Source organism: Helicobacter anatolicus (genome assembly GCF_021300615.1).
Classification (GTDB): Bacteria; Campylobacterota; Campylobacteria; order Campylobacterales; family Helicobacteraceae; genus Helicobacter_H; species Helicobacter_H anatolicus.
The window spans coordinates 14,441-32,954 of sequence record NZ_JAJTMY010000006.1; the positions used below are offsets into that span (position 1 = coordinate 14,441).

13 protein-coding genes, 1 other RNA gene and 1 pseudogene are annotated in these 18,514 nt (G+C 32.5%); 9 read left to right on the top strand and 6 right to left on the bottom strand.

All coding sequences use genetic code 11. The features are described from left to right. Positions 1-16 precede the first annotated feature (16 nt). From LW133_RS07020 to LW133_RS07035, 4 genes and pseudogenes are all read right to left on the bottom strand, one after another. Positions 17-460 carry a hypothetical protein gene (locus tag LW133_RS07020; RefSeq protein ID WP_233077733.1) on the bottom strand — a complete coding sequence of 148 codons (444 nt, stop codon included), beginning with the start codon at positions 458-460 and terminating at the stop codon, positions 17-19. Beyond that, positions 457-2,175 carry a M3 family oligoendopeptidase gene (locus LW133_RS07025; RefSeq protein WP_233077734.1) on the bottom strand — a complete coding sequence of 573 codons (1,719 nt, stop codon included), beginning with the start codon at positions 2,173-2,175 and terminating at the stop codon, positions 457-459. Before LW133_RS07025 ends, LW133_RS07020 begins: the two co-directional genes overlap by 4 nt. Continuing rightward, positions 2,168-2,590: an NAD-binding protein gene (locus LW133_RS07030; RefSeq protein ID WP_408610472.1), complete on the bottom strand. Its 423-nt coding sequence runs from the start codon at positions 2,588-2,590 to the stop codon at positions 2,168-2,170. The genes LW133_RS07025 and LW133_RS07030 overlap by 8 nt, the downstream gene beginning before the upstream one ends. Before the next feature lie 30 nt (positions 2,591-2,620). After that, positions 2,621-3,850, bottom strand: a pseudogene (locus LW133_RS07035) (cation:proton antiporter domain-containing protein); the annotation flags it as partial. A 120-nt stretch (positions 3,851-3,970) separates the two neighbouring features. Between LW133_RS07035 and LW133_RS07040 the strand changes: the two are divergent. The 6 genes from LW133_RS07040 to murI all read left to right on the top strand — a co-directional run bounded on the left by LW133_RS07040 (position 3,971) and on the right by murI (position 9,699). Then, complete coding sequence (locus LW133_RS07040; protein ID WP_233077735.1) at positions 3,971-5,365, top strand: coiled-coil domain-containing protein; 1,395 nt, start codon at positions 3,971-3,973, stop codon at positions 5,363-5,365. Then, positions 5,352-5,705 (top strand): hypothetical protein, encoded by a 354-nt coding sequence (locus LW133_RS07045; RefSeq protein ID WP_233077736.1) that lies wholly within the window; start codon positions 5,352-5,354, stop codon positions 5,703-5,705. The genes LW133_RS07040 and LW133_RS07045 overlap by 14 nt, the downstream gene beginning before the upstream one ends. Positions 5,706-5,932: 227 nt before the next feature. Next, a complete protein-coding gene (locus tag LW133_RS07050; protein WP_233077737.1) occupies positions 5,933-6,853 on the top strand; it encodes a sensor histidine kinase in 921 nt (306 codons plus the stop codon). Positions 6,854-6,860: 7 nt separating this feature from the next. After that, a complete protein-coding gene (locus LW133_RS07055) occupies positions 6,861-7,532 on the top strand; it encodes a response regulator (RefSeq protein ID WP_233077738.1) in 672 nt (223 codons plus the stop codon). A gap of 92 nt (positions 7,533-7,624) precedes the next feature. Next, the gene (gene rho, locus LW133_RS07060) at positions 7,625-8,920 is read left to right on the top strand and encodes a transcription termination factor Rho (RefSeq protein WP_233038475.1); all 1,296 of its coding nucleotides are present in this window, start codon (positions 7,625-7,627) and stop codon (positions 8,918-8,920) included. A 2-nt stretch (positions 8,921-8,922) separates the two neighbouring features. Continuing rightward, a complete protein-coding gene (murI, locus tag LW133_RS07065) occupies positions 8,923-9,699 on the top strand; it encodes a glutamate racemase (protein ID WP_233077739.1) in 777 nt (258 codons plus the stop codon). 16 nt (positions 9,700-9,715) lie between these two features. Here the strand turns inward: murI and LW133_RS07070 are convergent, their stop codons facing one another. Together LW133_RS07070 and secA are read right to left on the bottom strand one after the other, a co-directional pair. Continuing rightward, positions 9,716-10,933 carry an FtsX-like permease family protein gene (locus LW133_RS07070; RefSeq protein ID WP_233077740.1) on the bottom strand — a complete coding sequence of 406 codons (1,218 nt, stop codon included), beginning with the start codon at positions 10,931-10,933 and terminating at the stop codon, positions 9,716-9,718. Next, positions 10,930-13,473: a preprotein translocase subunit SecA gene (gene secA, locus LW133_RS07075; protein ID WP_233077745.1), complete on the bottom strand. Its 2,544-nt coding sequence runs from the start codon at positions 13,471-13,473 to the stop codon at positions 10,930-10,932. Before secA ends, LW133_RS07070 begins: the two co-directional genes overlap by 4 nt. Before the next feature lie 88 nt (positions 13,474-13,561). Between secA and lolA the strand changes: the two genes are divergently transcribed. From lolA to LW133_RS07090, 3 genes are all read left to right on the top strand, one after another. Then, the gene (gene lolA, locus LW133_RS07080) at positions 13,562-14,083 is read left to right on the top strand and encodes a LolA-like outer membrane lipoprotein chaperone (RefSeq protein ID WP_233077741.1); all 522 of its coding nucleotides are present in this window, start codon (positions 13,562-13,564) and stop codon (positions 14,081-14,083) included. Positions 14,084-14,133: 50 nt separating this feature from the next. Continuing rightward, positions 14,134-14,504: a transfer-messenger RNA gene (ssrA, locus tag LW133_RS07085) on the top strand. 494 nt (positions 14,505-14,998) lie between these two features. Then, the coding region (locus LW133_RS07090; protein WP_233077742.1) for a beta strand repeat-containing protein at positions 14,999-18,514 on the top strand (3,516 nt) is incomplete at its 3' end.

The window sequence follows — 18,514 nt, forward strand, 5'->3', positions numbered from 1 at the left end:
AGCCTTTATCCATTTTTTAGAGATATTGCTTATTATGTGGATTAGACATAATGGCTTCCATGGATTTTTGCAATTCATCTTCTTGTGTACAATCAAATAAATCCTTACAAGACAATCGTGTAAAAACTGGTACATCCTTATCTTTTGGATTTGTAATAATAACTTGCAAAATATCTCTAAAACTAATTTCAACATATCTTCCAATATTTTCACTACCAAAACCTGCTTCAAAAATTATACCTCTTGCAGTAAGTTCGATACTATCAAAAGTATAGCCCTTTAAAACAAAAAGGCTAATGGGTTGAAAATTTTCCATAATTTCTCTAGGAAGTTCTGGCATAAATTTTACTCGATCAATCAAGCAAAATAAGCTAAAATGTATTTTTTCACTTAATAAAAAATTAATTACACTTTCACATTGTTTATCTTGTAGTTTTTCAAACTTCATAATTGTGCTCATAAAAGCTCCTCAAACTCTTTTAGCATTTTTTTTACTTCAAGCATTCCGATCTTCCAAAACTCTGGATCCTCGATATCAAAACCAAACATTGCAACCAGTTCTCTTGGACTTTTACTACCACCACTTGATAAAAACTCCTCATAGATTCCAATAAACTCTCGCCCTTTCTTTTTATACAAACCAAAAAGCGCCAATACAAGTAATTGCCCATAACTATAAGCATAGCAATAAAATGGAGAATGTACAAAATGTGGAATATAACTCCACCACAAAGAATAATTTTTGGTCAATTTCAAACTCTTCCCAAACATTTTTTGGTTTTCCTCAAACCAAATTTCATTAAAATCTTGTGCTTTTAACTCTCTGTCATCTTGATGGATTCTGCGTTCAAAATTTGTCATTACCACTTGTCTAAACATTGTCGAAAAAATATCTTCTAATTTTGAAGCATAAATCCCCAATAGCTCTTTTTTACTCAATTTAGATTTTATACTATCAAATAAAAGCATTTCAGCAAAAACTGATGCAGTTTCTGCAGTCGTTAAAGGTGTATCCATATTAAGATAACCTTGCTTTTTGCTTAATTCTTGATGCACCATATGTCCAAATTCATGAGCAATCGTAAATACGTCGCGATAATTTCCTGTAAAATTTAATAACACATAAGGATGTGCATTTGGTGTAGCTCCATGGCTAAATGCCCCCCCTCTTTTTGCTTCTCTAGGATGAGAATCCACCCATCCTTCTTCCACTGCCTTCTTGGCAATTTGGTAAAAATTTTTAGAAAATTCTTTAAAGCACAAAAGCACCATCTCTAACCCCTCTTGATAGCCAATAGGCTTGCATTTTGTTTCGATTGGCGCATAACGATCATAATCTTTGAGCTTATAGCCTAAGATTTTAGACTTATAATGATAATATTTTTGCACTAAAGACATATTTTCATTCACAGTATCAATTAAACTATCCACACTTTTTTGCGTAATATGATTGCTAAGATGCCTAAAAGTTTCTTGATTAGGATAATTACGCATCTTACTTTGAATATGCAAGCCCTTGCGCACCATATTAAAAATATAACTTAATAACATTTGAGATTCTTCAAGTTTTAGTGTAAAAGCTTTTTGCGCCTGCTTTCTCTCCTTTCTGTCTGGATGGTGCAATAAGGCTAAAATCTCTTCCTCGCTTTTATTGACACCTTGATATTCTACCTTCAAAGTAGAGAAAAATTCATCAAACAACCTTGCAAAGGCATCTACCCCCACAGGTGCCACCTGCAACAACACTTTTTCTTCTTCAAGACTTAATTGATACGCCTTATTATCAAGCAATTTTTGTAAAAAATAATGATAATTTTTAGAATCCTTAAGAAACTTTTTTTGTTTTTTTTCATCCAAAGCACAAAATTCAATTTCAAAAAACAAAATATGTGCTTGGATTTCATTAGCTAACATTTCATATTCTGCATAAAAAGCACTTTTTTTTGTATCGCTTGCAAAACATAAAAAAGCATAAGTCATTACCCTGCCAATCCCCTCTAAAATCTCCTCATACTCCTTAATTACATCATAAATTTTTTTAGTTTTTGCAAGCTTGTTTTTATATGTATCTTCAAATTCTTGTGCATGCATCATCAACTCTTGGCAAAATTTTTTCAACTCTTTTTCACTTCTAAACAACCCCTCTAAATCCCAAACATGTTTTTCTTTACTCATTATTTTTCTCCTTTATCGCACGCTCAACCAAAAGATTTGCAATTTCAGTGCGCGTATTAATACTTGATACATTTAAATTTTGCAATTCAATTTCTTCGATTTGAGAATCTACTTTGGCAATTATATCTATGTTTGGTGCTATTTTTAAGATTGTTTCACAAATTGCATGTACTATACTTGTATTATCAATTGCAATAATTACGCATCTTGCATCCTGTAATCTAAATTTTTTTAAAAATGCAATTTGTGCAATATTTCCAAACACTACTCTATCTTTTCTTTTTTCCCCCATCTCCACTTTTGCAATATCATAATCCACTGCCACATAATCAAGATTTTTTTCTTTTAGCTTTTCTACCACTGCTACCCCAAAAGTCCCATATCCCGCAACAATAACATGATCTAACAAAGGCACACTAATTTCAATACCACTATCTTTATGTGCATTATGGTTGATATTATTTTTCAAAAAATACCCCACTATACTAGGAAGATTTTTTAAAATAAAAGGTGTAGCAACCATCGAAAAAACCACCATTAACACTAAAAATTGATGAATATCTTGTGCTGAGAAATGTATTATTCCTTTTTCTTGTAAGAATTTTAAAACCCCTGTTTGTAAAGGTGCTTCAAAAAGTTTTGCACCACTTGCACTCACAAAAATTGCAAAAGAAAATTCCCCAATTTGTGCCAAAGAAAATGCTGTTTTTAAAGCACTTCTATCACTTCTAAAAAATCGCAGCATCCAAAAAAGTAACAAAATCTTCACACTCATTACTAAAAACATAATCAATAAAATATTAAAAAAATTATGCATCAAAAAAAGCAAATCTACTTGCATTCCAACAGTGATAAAAAATAATGCTAAAAAAATATCTCTAAAATGCTCTAAATCACTTTCTACTTGATATTTAAAACGCGACTTAGAAACTGCCATACCCGCGATAAATGCCCCTAAAGACATTGAAAAACCAAAAAATCCACTAATACCTGCTGCCCCCAAAACAATCAATAATACTGTAGCAATAAAAATCTCACCATTTTGACTTTTTGCTGCAAGTTTTAAAATACGCGATGCAAACCTCTTCCCTGGCAAAATCAAAATAGCTAACACAATGATTCCAGAAATCAAAGTTTTTAAAAGCAAGCTGCCAAGCCCTAGATTTGTATTGCTAAGCAATGCCAAAATAATCAAGATTGGAATCACAGCAATATCTTGCATAATCAAAATCCCTACAACACTTTTACCATGAATTGTTGCAAGCTGCTTGTTTTCATTAAAATATTTTAAAACAATGGCGGTAGAAGATAGAGAAAAAGACATACCAATTACAAGAGAAATCACACTAGATAGCCCTAAAACAAAATGAGCTAAGATAAAAAATATCACTGAAGTAGCAACTACTTGTATTGCTCCAAAAAACAGCACTTCTTCTTTCATCGCCCGCAAACGATCAAAACTAAATTCAAGCCCAATCATAAACATCAAAAAAACAATACCAAATTCAGCAATCTCACTAAGCGTCTCTAAACTATCAAAATTAAAAAAATACGCAATAATTACCCCTGTGACTATATAACCAATAATCACTGGTATGTCAAAATACTTTAAAATTAGATTAAATAAAATTGACAGGGCCAAACCAATTAAAATGATAAAAAAAACACTTCCGATATTTTTCTCCTTGTTTTATTGCCATACGTTGAGTAACATTCTTGAATTTAAATAATCAATTGATATTATAAAGCAACTACATTAAAATTAAAATAAATTATGTTTATCTAGGACAGAAAAATGCATACAACTCATCGTAATATCACCTTTGAAATATTAAATGATTTATTTTCTGCTTCAACAAATCTCAATGATTTTAACAACAATATATCCAATAATCTTTTACGATTATTGCAAACACAAGGCTTTACGCAAGAATTTTCCACCCTAATTCCATTTCTTCAAGAATTTTATGCCTCCAAAGGACTTAATGCAACAATCAAACTCAAAAAAAATATCATAGAGATTAAAACCATTATTACCAATCCCAACAACAATGCCTATATTGATTTTCTCTCCCTATGGATCAAATCGCAATTCAACAACAAAGAAATCACACCAGAAATCTTTCAGGCCATCATCAATCACTCAAAACAACATTTTAGCTTTCATGATGAAAAACTTTTAAAATCTATTATCCGCAACGCAATTAAAAAATCTTTCAATCTTAAAAACCGCGATAGTTTGTTTTTCAAAAACTTTAAAATATATGTAAGAAAATTTGATTATGACTTTGCACAAATCAATAAAGAACTTAGAAATATCAAAAAACTCAACTCCTCACAGCTTCTTGCAATTTCAGACAAAGACAATATTTCCATGCTCCTAAAAAACAGCAATCCTAAAATAATTTTACAAGATTGCACTAATAATATTTTGCAAAATATAAAGACCTTCCCTGTCGTTATCAATGCAAAATTTTATAATAAATTGTTACACAATGTCACTAGAGATTTTAGAATCCAAATTGGAAAAATTCTAGATAATCAAATATCAAGCTTCAATCAAACTTGTTTTGCTGAAGATTTTGTCCGTGAAAATATCACCATTATTCTCCTCCCTCTCGCAAAAAAAATTATTTATTATTTTTTCTCTCATCCTGATTTATGGACAAATTTTTTACAAACTTATCAAAAAAAACTTCTTACAGATTCAAGCCAGAATCTCCAAAATATTTTGGCAGATTATTTTGCAGCACAAGAAAAAATTGACATTAAAAACAACAATATTCAAAATATCACACGACAAATTAAAGAAAATGAGAAAAATATTTTTGAACTTCAACAAAAATCTCTAAAAAAAGATACTGAACTACAAAACCTTAACAAAGACTATGAAAATAACAAAGCCAACCTCAAAACCACCACCATCACAAGCACAGAACAAGAAAATATCAACTCTAATCTCTCACGCCTTCTCAATGAACAAAAAACCGCTCTATTTGCTCTTGAAAAACTTACAGAAAGCATTGAAATGCTCAAAAAAGATAACAATATGCTACAGCAAGAAATCAAATCCTACCAAGCAAAGATTCAAGAACTTCAGGCAAATATGTTTTCAAAAACAGAAAAATTTAATATAATTTGCAATAATTTTGTAAATTATCTCGCAGAATATAAAAATGAAATCCAATAAACTTACAAAATTTTTCAGTCCACAAACCAAGGTGCTCTTAAGCATCATTACAATCGGTCTAATCCTTGTATGCCTCCTCTCTTTTCTAGCTATCAATGCGTTAAAATACGAATATGATACAACTTTCACTAAATATATTCAAGAAATTAAAACCTTAAAATCAATGCAGGATTTTTATTCAATTCACTCAAACACTCGCTTAGAATTTGATGAATTCAAACAAGCACTAACAAAATCTAATAGATCTAATACTTTTGATTTTTTACATCACACCTATCAAAAAATTTTTCTACATTCTTCTTATGAAAAATTATTCCAACTCAATCAAGAAAAAAAGTAATTTTAAATGCAGTAGAGCAAGAAATTTTAATTTTAGACACACTTTTATTACAGCATGATAATGGAAAGAAAAATATTTTAGATAAAAATATGCTACTAAGGCAACAGGCAAAAAAAATCCAAAATCTCATTGATCAAATCATTGATTTAAGATTGCAAATTGCAACCATACAAAGCCACTCGATCCATTCAATTTTTATTTTTACTTCCATAATTCTATTTTTCTGCATGTTTATAGTTTTTTTAACCACTATTTCTTTGTGCAATCATATCCTTAAGTCAATCAAAAAACATGAAGAGAAACTTTGTCAAGTTATCAAAGACAAAACCTTGCAACTCGAAAATATCAACAAAAATCTCAAAAAAACTATCAATAAGGAAGTAGAATCCTCAAGAAAAAAAGATCAAATCATGTATCAACAAGATCGTCTTGCTTCTATGGGAGAAATGATACAAAATATTGCTCATCAATGGAGACAGCCTCTAAACTCTCTTATTGTCCTTATCCAGAGCTTTAAGACCAAATTTTACAATGGCAAACTTGATGAAAATTTTATCAATACACAAACCGAAGATGGTCTAAAAATTGCAAAGTCTATGTCAGAAACTATAGAAAATTTTCGCCATTTTTTCCAACCCAATAAGTTAAAAAGTTCATTTTCCATTATAGAATCTATCGAGGATTCTATCAAACTTATAGATTTTGTCCTAAAACAAAACAATATTACAATCCATCGCGATTATAGTGAGGATTTTGAGTTTTATGGTTACAAAAATGCCTTTACACAAGTTGTTTTAAATATACTAAAAAATGCACAAGACGCCATTATTGAGCAAAAAATTCCTCAAGGACATTGCTACGTAATTTTGAAAAAAAAATATGATAAAATTACTATCATTATTCAAGATAATGCTGGTGGAATTAAACAAAAAAGTCTCTATAAGATTTTTGAACCCTACTTTACCACCAAACACAAATCGACAGGGACAGGAATAGGTCTTTATATGACAAAAGAGATTATCGAAAAACAAATGCAAGGAACAATCAGTGCCCACAATATGCAATGGCATATTGCGGGAGAAGAACAAAGCTTTTATGGAGCAAGTTTTATTATCGAGCTACCTTGCACAACAAATAAAAATTTCTAGGAGCAACATGGAACAATACAAAAAACTAAAAGATTTAACCATACTTTATGTAGAAGATGATGCAGATACCCAAAGACTAACCTCAATGATTCTTGAGGATTATGTAGGCAGATTAATTTTGGCAAAAAATGGACAAGATGCTTTAAAACTTTTTCAATCTCATAATATTGATTTAATTCTTACAGATATTTTAATGCCAAAGACAAATGGTATTGAGTTTATCAGAAATGTTCGATCTAGCGAACAAAATAATAATTGTCCTGTTATCATTACCACTGCGCACACCGAGGTTCCTTATCTCCTTGATGCAATTAGCCTCCATGTTGATGGCTACATTCTTAAGCCTATTGATGTTGATGAATTATTAAGCGCACTTCAAAAGGCTGTTCTTCCAAAACTCCAAGCTGTAAAATTAGAATCCCAAGAACTCCTTATTCGTGCTATTTCCGCATTTGTTGGAGGGAAAAAAATTGAGATTATCAAATTTTTGCTTGATCATTGTGATAAAGACAATATCTACCACGGCTCTTATGAGGATATTATTGCTAAAATCAATGTTTCAAAACCTACTATTGTAAAAACCTTTAAGCAACTTATTGATGTTGGCTTATTAATAAAAATTAAAAATAAAGTCTATAAAATTCATCCAAATATTGAAATTGTCGATGAAGAATCTTGACTTTTTTATGCGGGTTATTATAGAATAATCTGCTACTTTATTATATCCACAACTTCAAGAAGTTATTTTTCTATATAAGGACTAAAAAACAAATGGCAAGTGACAAAAACAGAACTCACACCCCGGTTGAGGGTTATAAAATCGAAGATTTAAGAACCTATAAGATTGATAGATTGGTAAAAATTTCAAAAGAATTAGGTGTAGAAAACCCTCAAGAATATAAAAGACAAGACTTAATTTTTGAGATTCTTAAAAATCAGGTTAGTCAAGGTGGTTTTATTCTTTTTACCGGTATTTTAGAAATTGTAAATGATGGTTATGGTTTTTTAAGAGGGATTGATGAAAACTTCGCAGATAGCCAAAATGACACCTATGTCAGCCAATCACAAATCAAAAAATTTGCTCTAAGAAATGGAGATATTGTAACAGGTCAGGTGCGTTCCCCTAAAGACCAAGAACGCTATTATGCACTCCTAAAAATAGAAGCAGTAAATTATCTTCCCTTAGAAGAAATAAAAAATCGCCCATTATTTGACAACCTCACCCCGCTTTTCCCCAATGAACAACTCAAACTTGAATACGAACCCTTAAAAGTTACAGGGAGAATGTTAGATCTATTCAGCCCCATTGGAAAAGGACAAAGAGCACTAATTGTAGCCCCGCCACGCACAGGGAAAACCGAACTTATGAAAGAGCTTGCACATGGCATTACCTCTAATCACCCAGAAGTGGAACTTATCGTACTTTTAGTTGATGAACGCCCCGAAGAAGTGACTGACATGCAAAGAAGTGTAAAAGGGCAAGTTTTTAGCTCTACTTTTGATCTTCCTGCCAACAATCATATCCGTGTAGCAGAACTTGTATTAGAGCGCGCAAAGCGTCGTGTAGAGATGGGAGAAGATGTTGTAATTTTACTGGATTCTATCACAAGACTTGCAAGAGCTTATAACGCCATCACTCCATCTAGCGGAAAAGTGCTTAGCGGTGGTGTAGATGCAAATGCATTACATAAACCAAAGCGTTTTTTTGGTGCGGCTAGAAATATCGAACAAGGTGGAAGTCTAACAATTATTGCCACAGCATTAATTGAAACAGGTTCTAGAATGGATGAGGTAATTTTTGAAGAATTTAAAGGAACAGGAAATAGCGAAATCGTCTTAGCTAGAAGTATTGCTGATAGAAGAATTTATCCTGCGTTTGATATCCTAAAATCTGGAACAAGAAAAGATGATCTCTTGCTTGGCAAAGAAAAACTTACAAAAGTTTGGATGCTAAGAAATGTTATGCAACAAATGGATGATGTCGAAGCACTTGGATTTATTTATTCTAAGATGCAAAAAACAAAAGACAATGAAGAATTCTTAAATCTCATGAATGAAAAAGAATAAGTTTGAAACTCGGCATTTTTGATAGCGGTGCAGGCGGTTTAAGCGTCTTAGATAGCCTTTTGAAAATGCAACTTTTTCAAGAAGTTGTCTATTATGGAGATACTGCCAGACTTCCTTATGGCACCAAACATCCCACAAGTATTATAGATTTTTCCCTACAAGCACTTGATTTTTTTATACAACAAAAAGTCGATATTATCGTCATAGCATGTAATACAGCAAGCGCTTATGCACTCGATGAGATGCAAAAAAAATGCCCTTCTATTCCCATCATTGGTGTTATAAAATCAGGAATTTTAGCAATCACAAATAAACTAAAAAATTTGGATTCTAAAATCCTTATCCTTGCTACAAAAGCTACAATAAACTCAAGAGTTTATCAAAAAGGCCTCCAAGAACTAGGCTATACAAATCTCACATCTATTGCTACTAGTCTTTTAGTTCCATTAGTTGAAGAAAATATTTTTCAAGGTCCAATTGTTAATGAAGTCCTAAAATATTACTTTAAAAATCTTGATTTTATACCTGATGCTATTGTATTAGGTTGCACACATTTCCCTCTATTAAGTCAAGCAATTTCAAGTTTTTTTGATCACAAAAGCTTGCTTGTGCACTCAGGAGAAGCTATTGCACAATATCTATATACCATACTTCCACATGTATCAAAATCCAGCAATACTACACTGAAGTTTTTTGCATCTAGCGATGTTGCTGGACTAAAAAATACTGCACAAAAATGGCTAGATCTCTCTTCTTATAAAAATCTCACAATCTTATAAAATCTATATCCCAACCCTATTCATTACGCAATACTTGAAGTGCATCTATTTTTGAAGCGCGTCTAGCCGGATAATAAGAAGATAAAGACACAATCAAAAAAGACCCTATTAAAGTCCCTATAAAATCCATATATGCTAAATCCAAAGGCAATTTTGTAATTCCATAAACATCAGCAGGTAGAGAAATAATAGGGAATGTGCTTAAAATATACATACAAATTCCTGCTAAAATCACCCCAAAAACAATCCCGCCAAATCCAATTACATTACCCAACCAAAAAAATATTGACTTAATTTCCTTTTGACTTGCTCCCATGCTAAGCAACAATGCAATCTCTTTACGCCTATTCATAATCACCATTAAAAGAGAACTAATAATATTTAATGAAGCCATCAAAACAATCAACATCAAAACAATAAACAAAGCCCGTTTTTCCATAGCCATTGCTGCAAAAAAATTCCCATTCTGCTGCCACCACCCCTCAATCCCTAAACCATAATGCGGTATCTCTTGCAAAGCTTCTCTAATTTTATGAATATCCTCCATAGGCTTAGCAGAATAAATATGGATTCCATCATAAACCCCAGAAGGAATATTTCTAATTTTTGCCAAAGATGCAAAATCTGTATACATATACCCCACATCATAAGCTTTCAAACCAGAATCAAAAACCCCACTTACATTAAAACGCTTCATCACAGGACTAAACACTAATCCTGTAGGTTCTAATTTTGTAAAAAATAAAGTAAGTTTATCTTCCAATTCCAATAAAAATTTATCATATAGCCCACGCCCAACAATGAGCGGAAAACTTGCCACCTCTTTTTGTTCTACAAAAGCCTTTTGAAACACCTCATTAATCTTTGATTCTTTTTGCATATCCACACCAAAAATCATCCCCGCAGACATTTCACTACCTTTTCTTACCACTACCTGCATTTGTAGATATGGGCTAAACAAAAGATCGGGGAATTTCTCTTCTAATTTTGCTACTACACCCTCTCCAACACCTCTACTAGAAGTTGCAAACAAACTCAAAGGATAATTCATCACAAAAAGTTTTTTTTCAAATTCCTTAGTCATACCATTCATAATAGCCATAGCCACAAGCAAAACCATCACACCAATCCCAACTCCTAAAAATGCAAGAATTGCAGTCACTGTGATAAAAGGCTGAGTCTTATCAAAACGCAGATATTTAAAAATAAAAAATACAATCAGTTTATTTGTCATGCTTTAGCTAACAATCCTTTTTTAGGACCACTTTTTCCATGACATTGTTTATATTTTTTGCCACTTCCACAAGGGCAAGGATCATTGCGCGCAATTCTTGGAGTTCCAAGTTCTCTATTGTTTTCAAATTTTTCAGATTTCTCAAGTTCATGCAAAATATCACGCGTTTGATGTTGCACTTGTTCTTGCTGAAACTGAATAATTTGCAAGGTTTTAATTGCTTCATGTTTAATTGCATTGATTAATTCCAAAAAGAGATTGTAACTTTCTTTTTTATACTCCACTAATGGATCTTTTTGATTATATCCACGCAAACCAATCCCTGTTTTAAGATTATCCATTGTATAAAGATGCTCTCTCCAAGAATTATCCAAAACTTGCAAATAAATCACACGTTCAATTTCACTGCGTTGCTCCAATGTCAAAATACTCATTTTTTGCTCATATTTTTGTTTTAACTTTTCAAGCACAAAATTAAACAATTCATCATATTCTTTATTTTGCAAATCCTCTTGTTGAAGATTCAAATTAAAACCTTCCTGCATATTTTGCACCAACGATTGCAAATCAAAATTCATCATATTTCCAGCTACAATCTGCATTCTTGCGAAAATTTCCTCTAAAACCTGTATTCTATTTTCATCAATTCTTTGCTGAATATCATAATTAGGATCTAAGAGCTCATTACGAAATTTATACACAGTTTTACGCTGTTCATTAGCCACATCATCGTATTCCAACAAATGCTTACGAGATTCAAAATGTAGACTCTCCACTTTTTTTTGTGCATTCTCTACAGATCGCGTTACCAGCGAAGATTCTATGTGCTCCCCATCTTTTAAGCCGAGTTTTTCCATAACACCTTTGATTTTATCACTTCCAAAAATCCTAAGCAAAGAATCCTCCAAACTCAAATAAAATTGACTCGTCCCAGGATCCCCTTGTCTCCCACTTCTTCCACGCAATTGATTATCAATTCTTCTACTTTCATGGCGTTCAGTCCCAATAATATACAAGCCCCCTAATGCTTTAATTTCATCGCTAAGCTTGATATCCACCCCTCTACCTGCCATATTTGTAGCAATTGTTACAGCACCCTTAACACCTGCATCTTTGATAATTTCTGCTTCCCTTGTGTGTTGCTTAGCATTTAGCACAGTATGCGGGATTCTTTGTTTTTGTAACAATGCGTGCAAAAGTTCGCTTTTTTCAATACTTGCAGTACCCACTAATACAGGTTGCCCCTTAGCATGTAATTCTTGTATTTTTGCAATCACAGCGTCAAATTTTTCTCTCTCACTTTTATAAATCAAATCATTTAAATCTTTTCTTTGCACAGGAAGATTGGTAGGAATGCTCACCACCTCCAAATTATAAATTTGCAAAAATTCTGTAGCCTCAGTTTGTGCAGTCCCTGTCATTCCTGCAAGTTTTTCATACAATCTAAAATAATTTTGAAATGTAATATCTGCTAGCGTTTGACTTTCTTCTTTTACTGACACATTTTCTTTTGCCTCTAATGCTTGATGCAAACCTTCAGAAAATCTCCTCCCCTCACTCAAACGCCCTGTAAATTCATCAACAATCACAACTTCGCCATCAGCCACCACATAATCTTTGTCTCTAAAAAATAAATAATTTGCCTTCAAGGCTTGATCAAGATGATGAGATAATGCTGCATTTTCTAAACTATAGAGATTATCTACGCCAAAAAGCTCCTCGGCTTTTTTAATTCCTTCATCTGTCAATAAAATCACGCGGCTTTTTTCATCGATGCTAAAATCCTCTTTGTCTTGCATTTTTTTTGCCACAATATCTGCTTTTTTATAATTTTCCATTTGCCGATTTACAGGTCCAGAAATAATCAAAGGTGTTCTTGCCTCATCAATTAAAATAGAATCTACTTCATCAACAATTGCAAAATAATGACTTTTTTGCACTTTTTGTGCCAAATCATATTTCATATTGTCACGCAAATAATCAAAACCAAACTCATTATTTGTGCCATAGACAATATCTTTTGCATAAATTTCAAGGCGCTTAGAATCATCTTTTTCATCACCTGTAATCACTCCGACTTCAAACCCCAAAAAGTTATAAAGTGGTTCCATAATCTTTGCATCACGACTTGCAAGATAGTCATTAACTGTTACTACATGAATACCCTTACCGCTTAATGCATTTAAAATTACTGGCAAAGTAGCTACTAAAGTCTTACCCTCACCTGTTTTCATCTCAGCTATACGCCCTTCATGAAGCACCATTCCCCCAATAAGTTGTACATCAAAATGACGCATTCCCAAAACTCTTTTTGATGCTTCTCTTGTAATAGCAAAACTATCTGGCAATACATCATCTAAATTTTTTTGCCCCTCTCTTACACTTTTTTGCAATTCCAAAAAGCTTTGCTTTAATGCTTCATCATCTAATTCTTGATATTTTGATTCCAATTGATTAATTTCTTGCACACGCTTTTTATATTTTTTGATTAGCCTTGTATTTCTTGTCCCAAAAATCTTACCTAACATAGACTGCACCATCATATAACCTTATTTTTCTTATAATATTCTTTGCAAAATTCTATCATAGTTAGGATAAAATTTTAATAAATCAACCAGAGAGGAAAAAATGCAAAGAATATTATTATTTTTTAGTTTTATTTTATTTTTTACTCCACTATTTTCATGGGATACCAACATTACAAGCATAGAAGCAAACTTTTTACAAGTCACCTATCAAGGAGAAGAAAAAATCACTTATTCTGGAATCCTTTATGCCAAAACTCCAAATTTTGCTAAATGGGTCTATCAAAACCCACTCAAAAAAGAAATTTATCTTAATGGCAACGAAGTAGCAATCTATGAACCAATGCTAGAACAAGTGACCCTCTCTACCCTCACACAAAAAAATGATTTTTTCACAATATTGCATGCTGCAAAACTAGGCGAAGATGGCAACTATCATGCCATTATTGCAAACACACACTACACTCTAATATTAAAAAACAATCTTCCCTACCAAATCCACTTTGTCGATGAATTACAAAACACAATCAAAATCACGCTAAAAAATGTCAAAACCAATATTACTATCCCTGATAATACCTTCATTTTCACACCACCACCACACATTGACATTATTAAGCAATAATGTTAAAATCTTTTGCTTTCAAAGGCATTAGTATGAATTACTCTTGTAGCGGGGCTGACTTGGCTTTCGACAGGAGTTGTATTGCTTGGGTTGCATGTCGGTCTTGGCACACCGTAATCCTGCCAATTTAAAATTAAACGCAAATAATACAAATTACGCTCCAGCTTACGCAAAAGTAGCGTAAGTTTATCTTAGCTTTGGAGCCAGCTTGATAAAAATATCTACTATTTATTAAAGCTGTCATTTTAGTAGATTGCTCCTATTTTTTACCCAAAAAGTAGGCTAAGCTATGGGTTGCTTATCTTAGAGGTTTTGAAAGTTGAACCTTAAGATAAAAAGATTATCAACTTTTTTCTAAGCATGTAGACGCCCTTGTGGGTATGGCTTTTGGACTGGGGTTCGATCCCCCACAGCTCCACCAAAATGAACTTTTTATCTCCTAACCTAAAAAATTTATATTTTACATGCCAAAAATATTTTTAATGATCAATCCTCATAAGCTCCAAACTACATTATCCTTTAATCTTTAAATTTATTTTTTGCAAATCTATACACCATACTACATAAAAAATCTCACTTCAGTGTATTTTAATTCTTTTAGTCACACTAAGTGAAAATAAATAAAATAAAAAACCACTAAATCACATCAAAGAAGATAATATCCAAATAATCCACTTATTTATAATAAATAAAGCTTATCTCACGCAACAAATTCTTAAAATAAATACAATCTTATTTAAAAAATTATTTTAATTAGGGACATAAAAAACCTATCTGATAGAGTAAATAAAAAGTTTTTTTAGATATTTTAAGCAATTTTTAAGCAATTTTATAAATAAATTTCAATAAAATTAGTCTTATTATTTCTCTTGAGAAGAGATAGAAATATCTTTAAGACAAGAAAGGAACAATTATATGAAAACAAATAAAACAAATAGATTTAAAATCTTTAGCCCCGTTGTGGCAAGTTCACTAGCTTTAATCTTAGGTAGTGGAAGCGTATATGCAGATTCAAATATCACCAATACTGAATGTGGAACAAGCGGAAATTGCACAGATATCAAAGGAGATTTAACATTCAAATTTGGAACAGGAGAAACCACACAAATCTCTGAAGATCTTAAAACCGTAACTTTTTCAACATCAACAACACAAGTTGATTTAAAAGATACTAATTTTGAAGGTCAAGCCTTTGATTTTCCAAATTCAACAATGACAATTAATTTTAATGGACAAAGTTCTAAGACTTTCAAGCTCACTGCAGAACAAGCAGAGTTTAAAGGAAAATTGCAAGTTTTTGGTGGTGGCACAGGAAATAATTTTACTGGAACTTTCAAACACGGCATGACTGGAGAAATCAACATCGGACCTGATAAAAATCTCTCTAATGCTAACACTACCCTTATTTTTGGTAATGATTCTAGTATGGAACCAAGTAAGGAAACTAGTGAAAAAGTAAGTATGCAAAATCAAGAAGAACCAAAAAGCCTAAATGGTGGTATTTTTATCAGAAGTGGACAAAATGCAACTAATACTATCACCTTTAAAGAAGATTTTAAAACACAAAAAATCTGGACAATTGAAGGAAAAAGCACAGTTACCTTTGAAAAAAATGCCACAATGGAATCTCGTGATGAAATAATTTATGCTGGCTGGTATCAAGATAAAAACACTGCCAATGCTACTTTTACCTTTAAAGGAGAAAAAAACTCAATCAAAAACACAAGAGGAGATGGTGGAGGAATTGCTATCCAAGCAAATGCAAATCAAGGCGGAGGTAAAAAAGCAAGTAATACCCTTAATTTTCAAGGAAGTAACTCCACAAATACAATCGAAGGTAATATTATCGCAACTGCAAATCTAAATAATGGAGCCCCTGAAGGAAGTAATACAATTACCTTTGATAAAGAAACTGCAACCAATGAAATCAAAGGAAATATCAATACACAAGGAAATACTAACTCAAAAAACAATATCACTTTCAAAGGAAAAACTTCTAATACCATCACAGGAAATATTAATACTTCAGCAGGAAATGCAAAAGTTACTTTTGAAGTTGGTGAAGAATCTACTAATGCAATCAATACAATCACAGGAAACATCAATACAACATCAGGCAAAACAACAATCGCTTTTAACAAACCTACTACACAGGCAAGTGGAAGTGAAAGTGAAAGTGCTGAAAGCGGAGGTAGTGAAAGTACTGGAAGCGGAGATAGTGGAAGTGCTGTAAGCAGAAATGGTGAAGGTAGCAGCGGGGATACTCAAACTCCTTCTAACACAATCACAGGAAATGTTGTTGCTAATGCAGCAACCAATGATATTTCTTTCAATACAGATGGAAATAACAAAATTAAAGGATGGATCAGAGCTCATGGCGGAGCAACTGCCCAAAATAAAATCACCTTTACAGGAACTGGGACTAATGAAATTGAGGGAAAAATCTCTGCAGAATGGACAAACAGATCAAGCAATAATACCAACACAATCACTTTTAATAATCATTCTGGAAATAATAAAATTATTGGCGATATCATCAACAATGCCCAAACAAACACCATTACTACTTCTTCTGATCGTTTAAACTCTAGCAATACAACCATTCAAGGAAATATTAGCGTCGAAGGTGGAGGAGTAGCCACTAACACAATCACTCTTCAATCTCAAGGTGCTAATAAAATCATCGGAAATATCACAACTAACGGAATTGGCGATAGTTCACGAAATTCAAATAATATCTATATCTCTGGTAAAGTTAGTGCTGCTGATTCTAAAAAAACAACTGCTCCGAGTGAAATTCTAAACAATCTTTCATTCTTTGCAGGAAACATCACTACAAATGGAAAAAATAACAGCACAAATATCGTATTTGAAGATAGCATTTGGTTACCATCTAACTACAAAGAACTTATAAGTAATGCAAGCAATGCAAATAATGCAAAATTAGAGCAAGATGGTGCAGCTATCCTAAATGTTGAAACTGGAACTATAAAAAATAACTTTGGAACTACAAACATTGTTTTAAGAACTTCAAGTGCTACTGCTTTAAACACCCTAGGCACTTCGATGTTTAATGTAATCAATTCTGGAAATAGTGGAAAGGTTAATATTGTTGTTCAAGGTCAGGTTAATGTCGGAGCCAATGTTACTTATGGAGGCAAACTTGAAGGTGATAATTATATATGGGCTGGAACACAACATCTTGGAGAAGTAACCTTTATTTTTGCTAATAACCATAATTCTGGAGCAACACCGCTTGCATTAGAATCTAACTCTTCAAACCCTATTCAAGATAATTTTAGTAGTGAAAGCACTGATGTTTCAGACACAAACTCTAAAGTCCTAGGCATCACTTATCAAGATGGAGTAAAACTTACACTCAAAGATAGAGTTGTAAAGATCAATAGTCAAAATAGATCTTTTGTTGAAGTCTATAAAGATTATTTCTCTAATATCGCGGATAATGGATTGCTAACACTTAAAACTGATAGAAAAAATAGCAGTAATGTCCAAACAGATACTATCAGTATCAAAGGTCTTGCTTTAGGAGATCTCTCAGAGCTAGGATCAAGCACTACAGAAGAAGAAAAAGAAAAAGCAACAACAACTTACAACTACAATGTAACCCTTGAAAAAGGATCAGCATTTGTAGGAAATATTAAGTTACAAGAAAATTCTAATGTTGCTTTAACAATGGAAGAAGGCTCTAAACTTCTCACAGACACCGCACACCTCAAGATTGCAAATCTTATGATTAAAAATAGCAAAGGTGTAGATACCAATGAGTTTCTTCTAGGAACCTTTGCACAAAGCAACACTATTATTGATATTGCTTCAATGGGAAATGATTTAGGAGATTTAGCCACAAGAGAAGATTTTAGATTGCTTGAGATTGGAAAGGCTTCTATGCAAGAACAACAAGTAGAATCTACTTCAGCTAATGGTCTTCAAGGAAATGGAGCAATCTTTAGAGTATATATGAAAAGCAATGCTGATCAAGATAAAGCTACTCTAGCTGGTATTAAAGCACAAACAAATATGCAAAAACAAGAAATGGAAGCTCAAGACACCCAAACAAGTACCGATGGTCGATACGGACATATCTATAGTGATAGAATCCTAATCCTATCAGGAAATACAGCAACCAAAAGTAATGAAGATAATAGTAATCAAGTAAATTACATTCAAGTTATTGCAGATGGAAAAACCAATTTCTCTAGCATCAAATACCATGGTGGTGGTACAGAAAAAGAAGGCAATATTGCAGTAGCTACGGTAAAAGGAACTAACGATCAACAAGTTGCAAAGTTTGAAGGAGCAACACAAATCCAAGGTTTTGATGTTATTGGTACAACACTCACAACAGCCACTACTGATCAATATGGAAAAATTAAGAGTGCTACAGAAACAAGCAGCACAGATACCATGAAT

Coding starts and splice junctions, on each gene's coding strand:
- LW133_RS07050 (WP_233077737.1), top strand. CDS start 5,933: ATGTTTATAGTTTTTTTAACCACTATTTCTTTGTGCAATCATATCCTT.
- LW133_RS07045 (WP_233077736.1), top strand. CDS start 5,352: ATGAAATCCAATAAACTTACAAAATTTTTCAGTCCACAAACCAAGGTG.
- LW133_RS07040 (WP_233077735.1), top strand. CDS start 3,971: ATGCATACAACTCATCGTAATATCACCTTTGAAATATTAAATGATTTA.
- LW133_RS07025 (WP_233077734.1), bottom strand. CDS start 2,175: ATGAGTAAAGAAAAACATGTTTGGGATTTAGAGGGGTTGTTTAGAAGT.
- secA (WP_233077745.1), bottom strand. CDS start 13,473: ATGGTGCAGTCTATGTTAGGTAAGATTTTTGGGACAAGAAATACAAGG.
- rho (WP_233038475.1), top strand. CDS start 7,625: ATGGCAAGTGACAAAAACAGAACTCACACCCCGGTTGAGGGTTATAAA.
- lolA (WP_233077741.1), top strand. CDS start 13,562: ATGCAAAGAATATTATTATTTTTTAGTTTTATTTTATTTTTTACTCCA.
- LW133_RS07020 (WP_233077733.1), bottom strand. CDS start 460: ATGAGCACAATTATGAAGTTTGAAAAACTACAAGATAAACAATGTGAA.
- LW133_RS07070 (WP_233077740.1), bottom strand. CDS start 10,933: ATGACAAATAAACTGATTGTATTTTTTATTTTTAAATATCTGCGTTTT.
- LW133_RS07055 (WP_233077738.1), top strand. CDS start 6,861: ATGGAACAATACAAAAAACTAAAAGATTTAACCATACTTTATGTAGAA.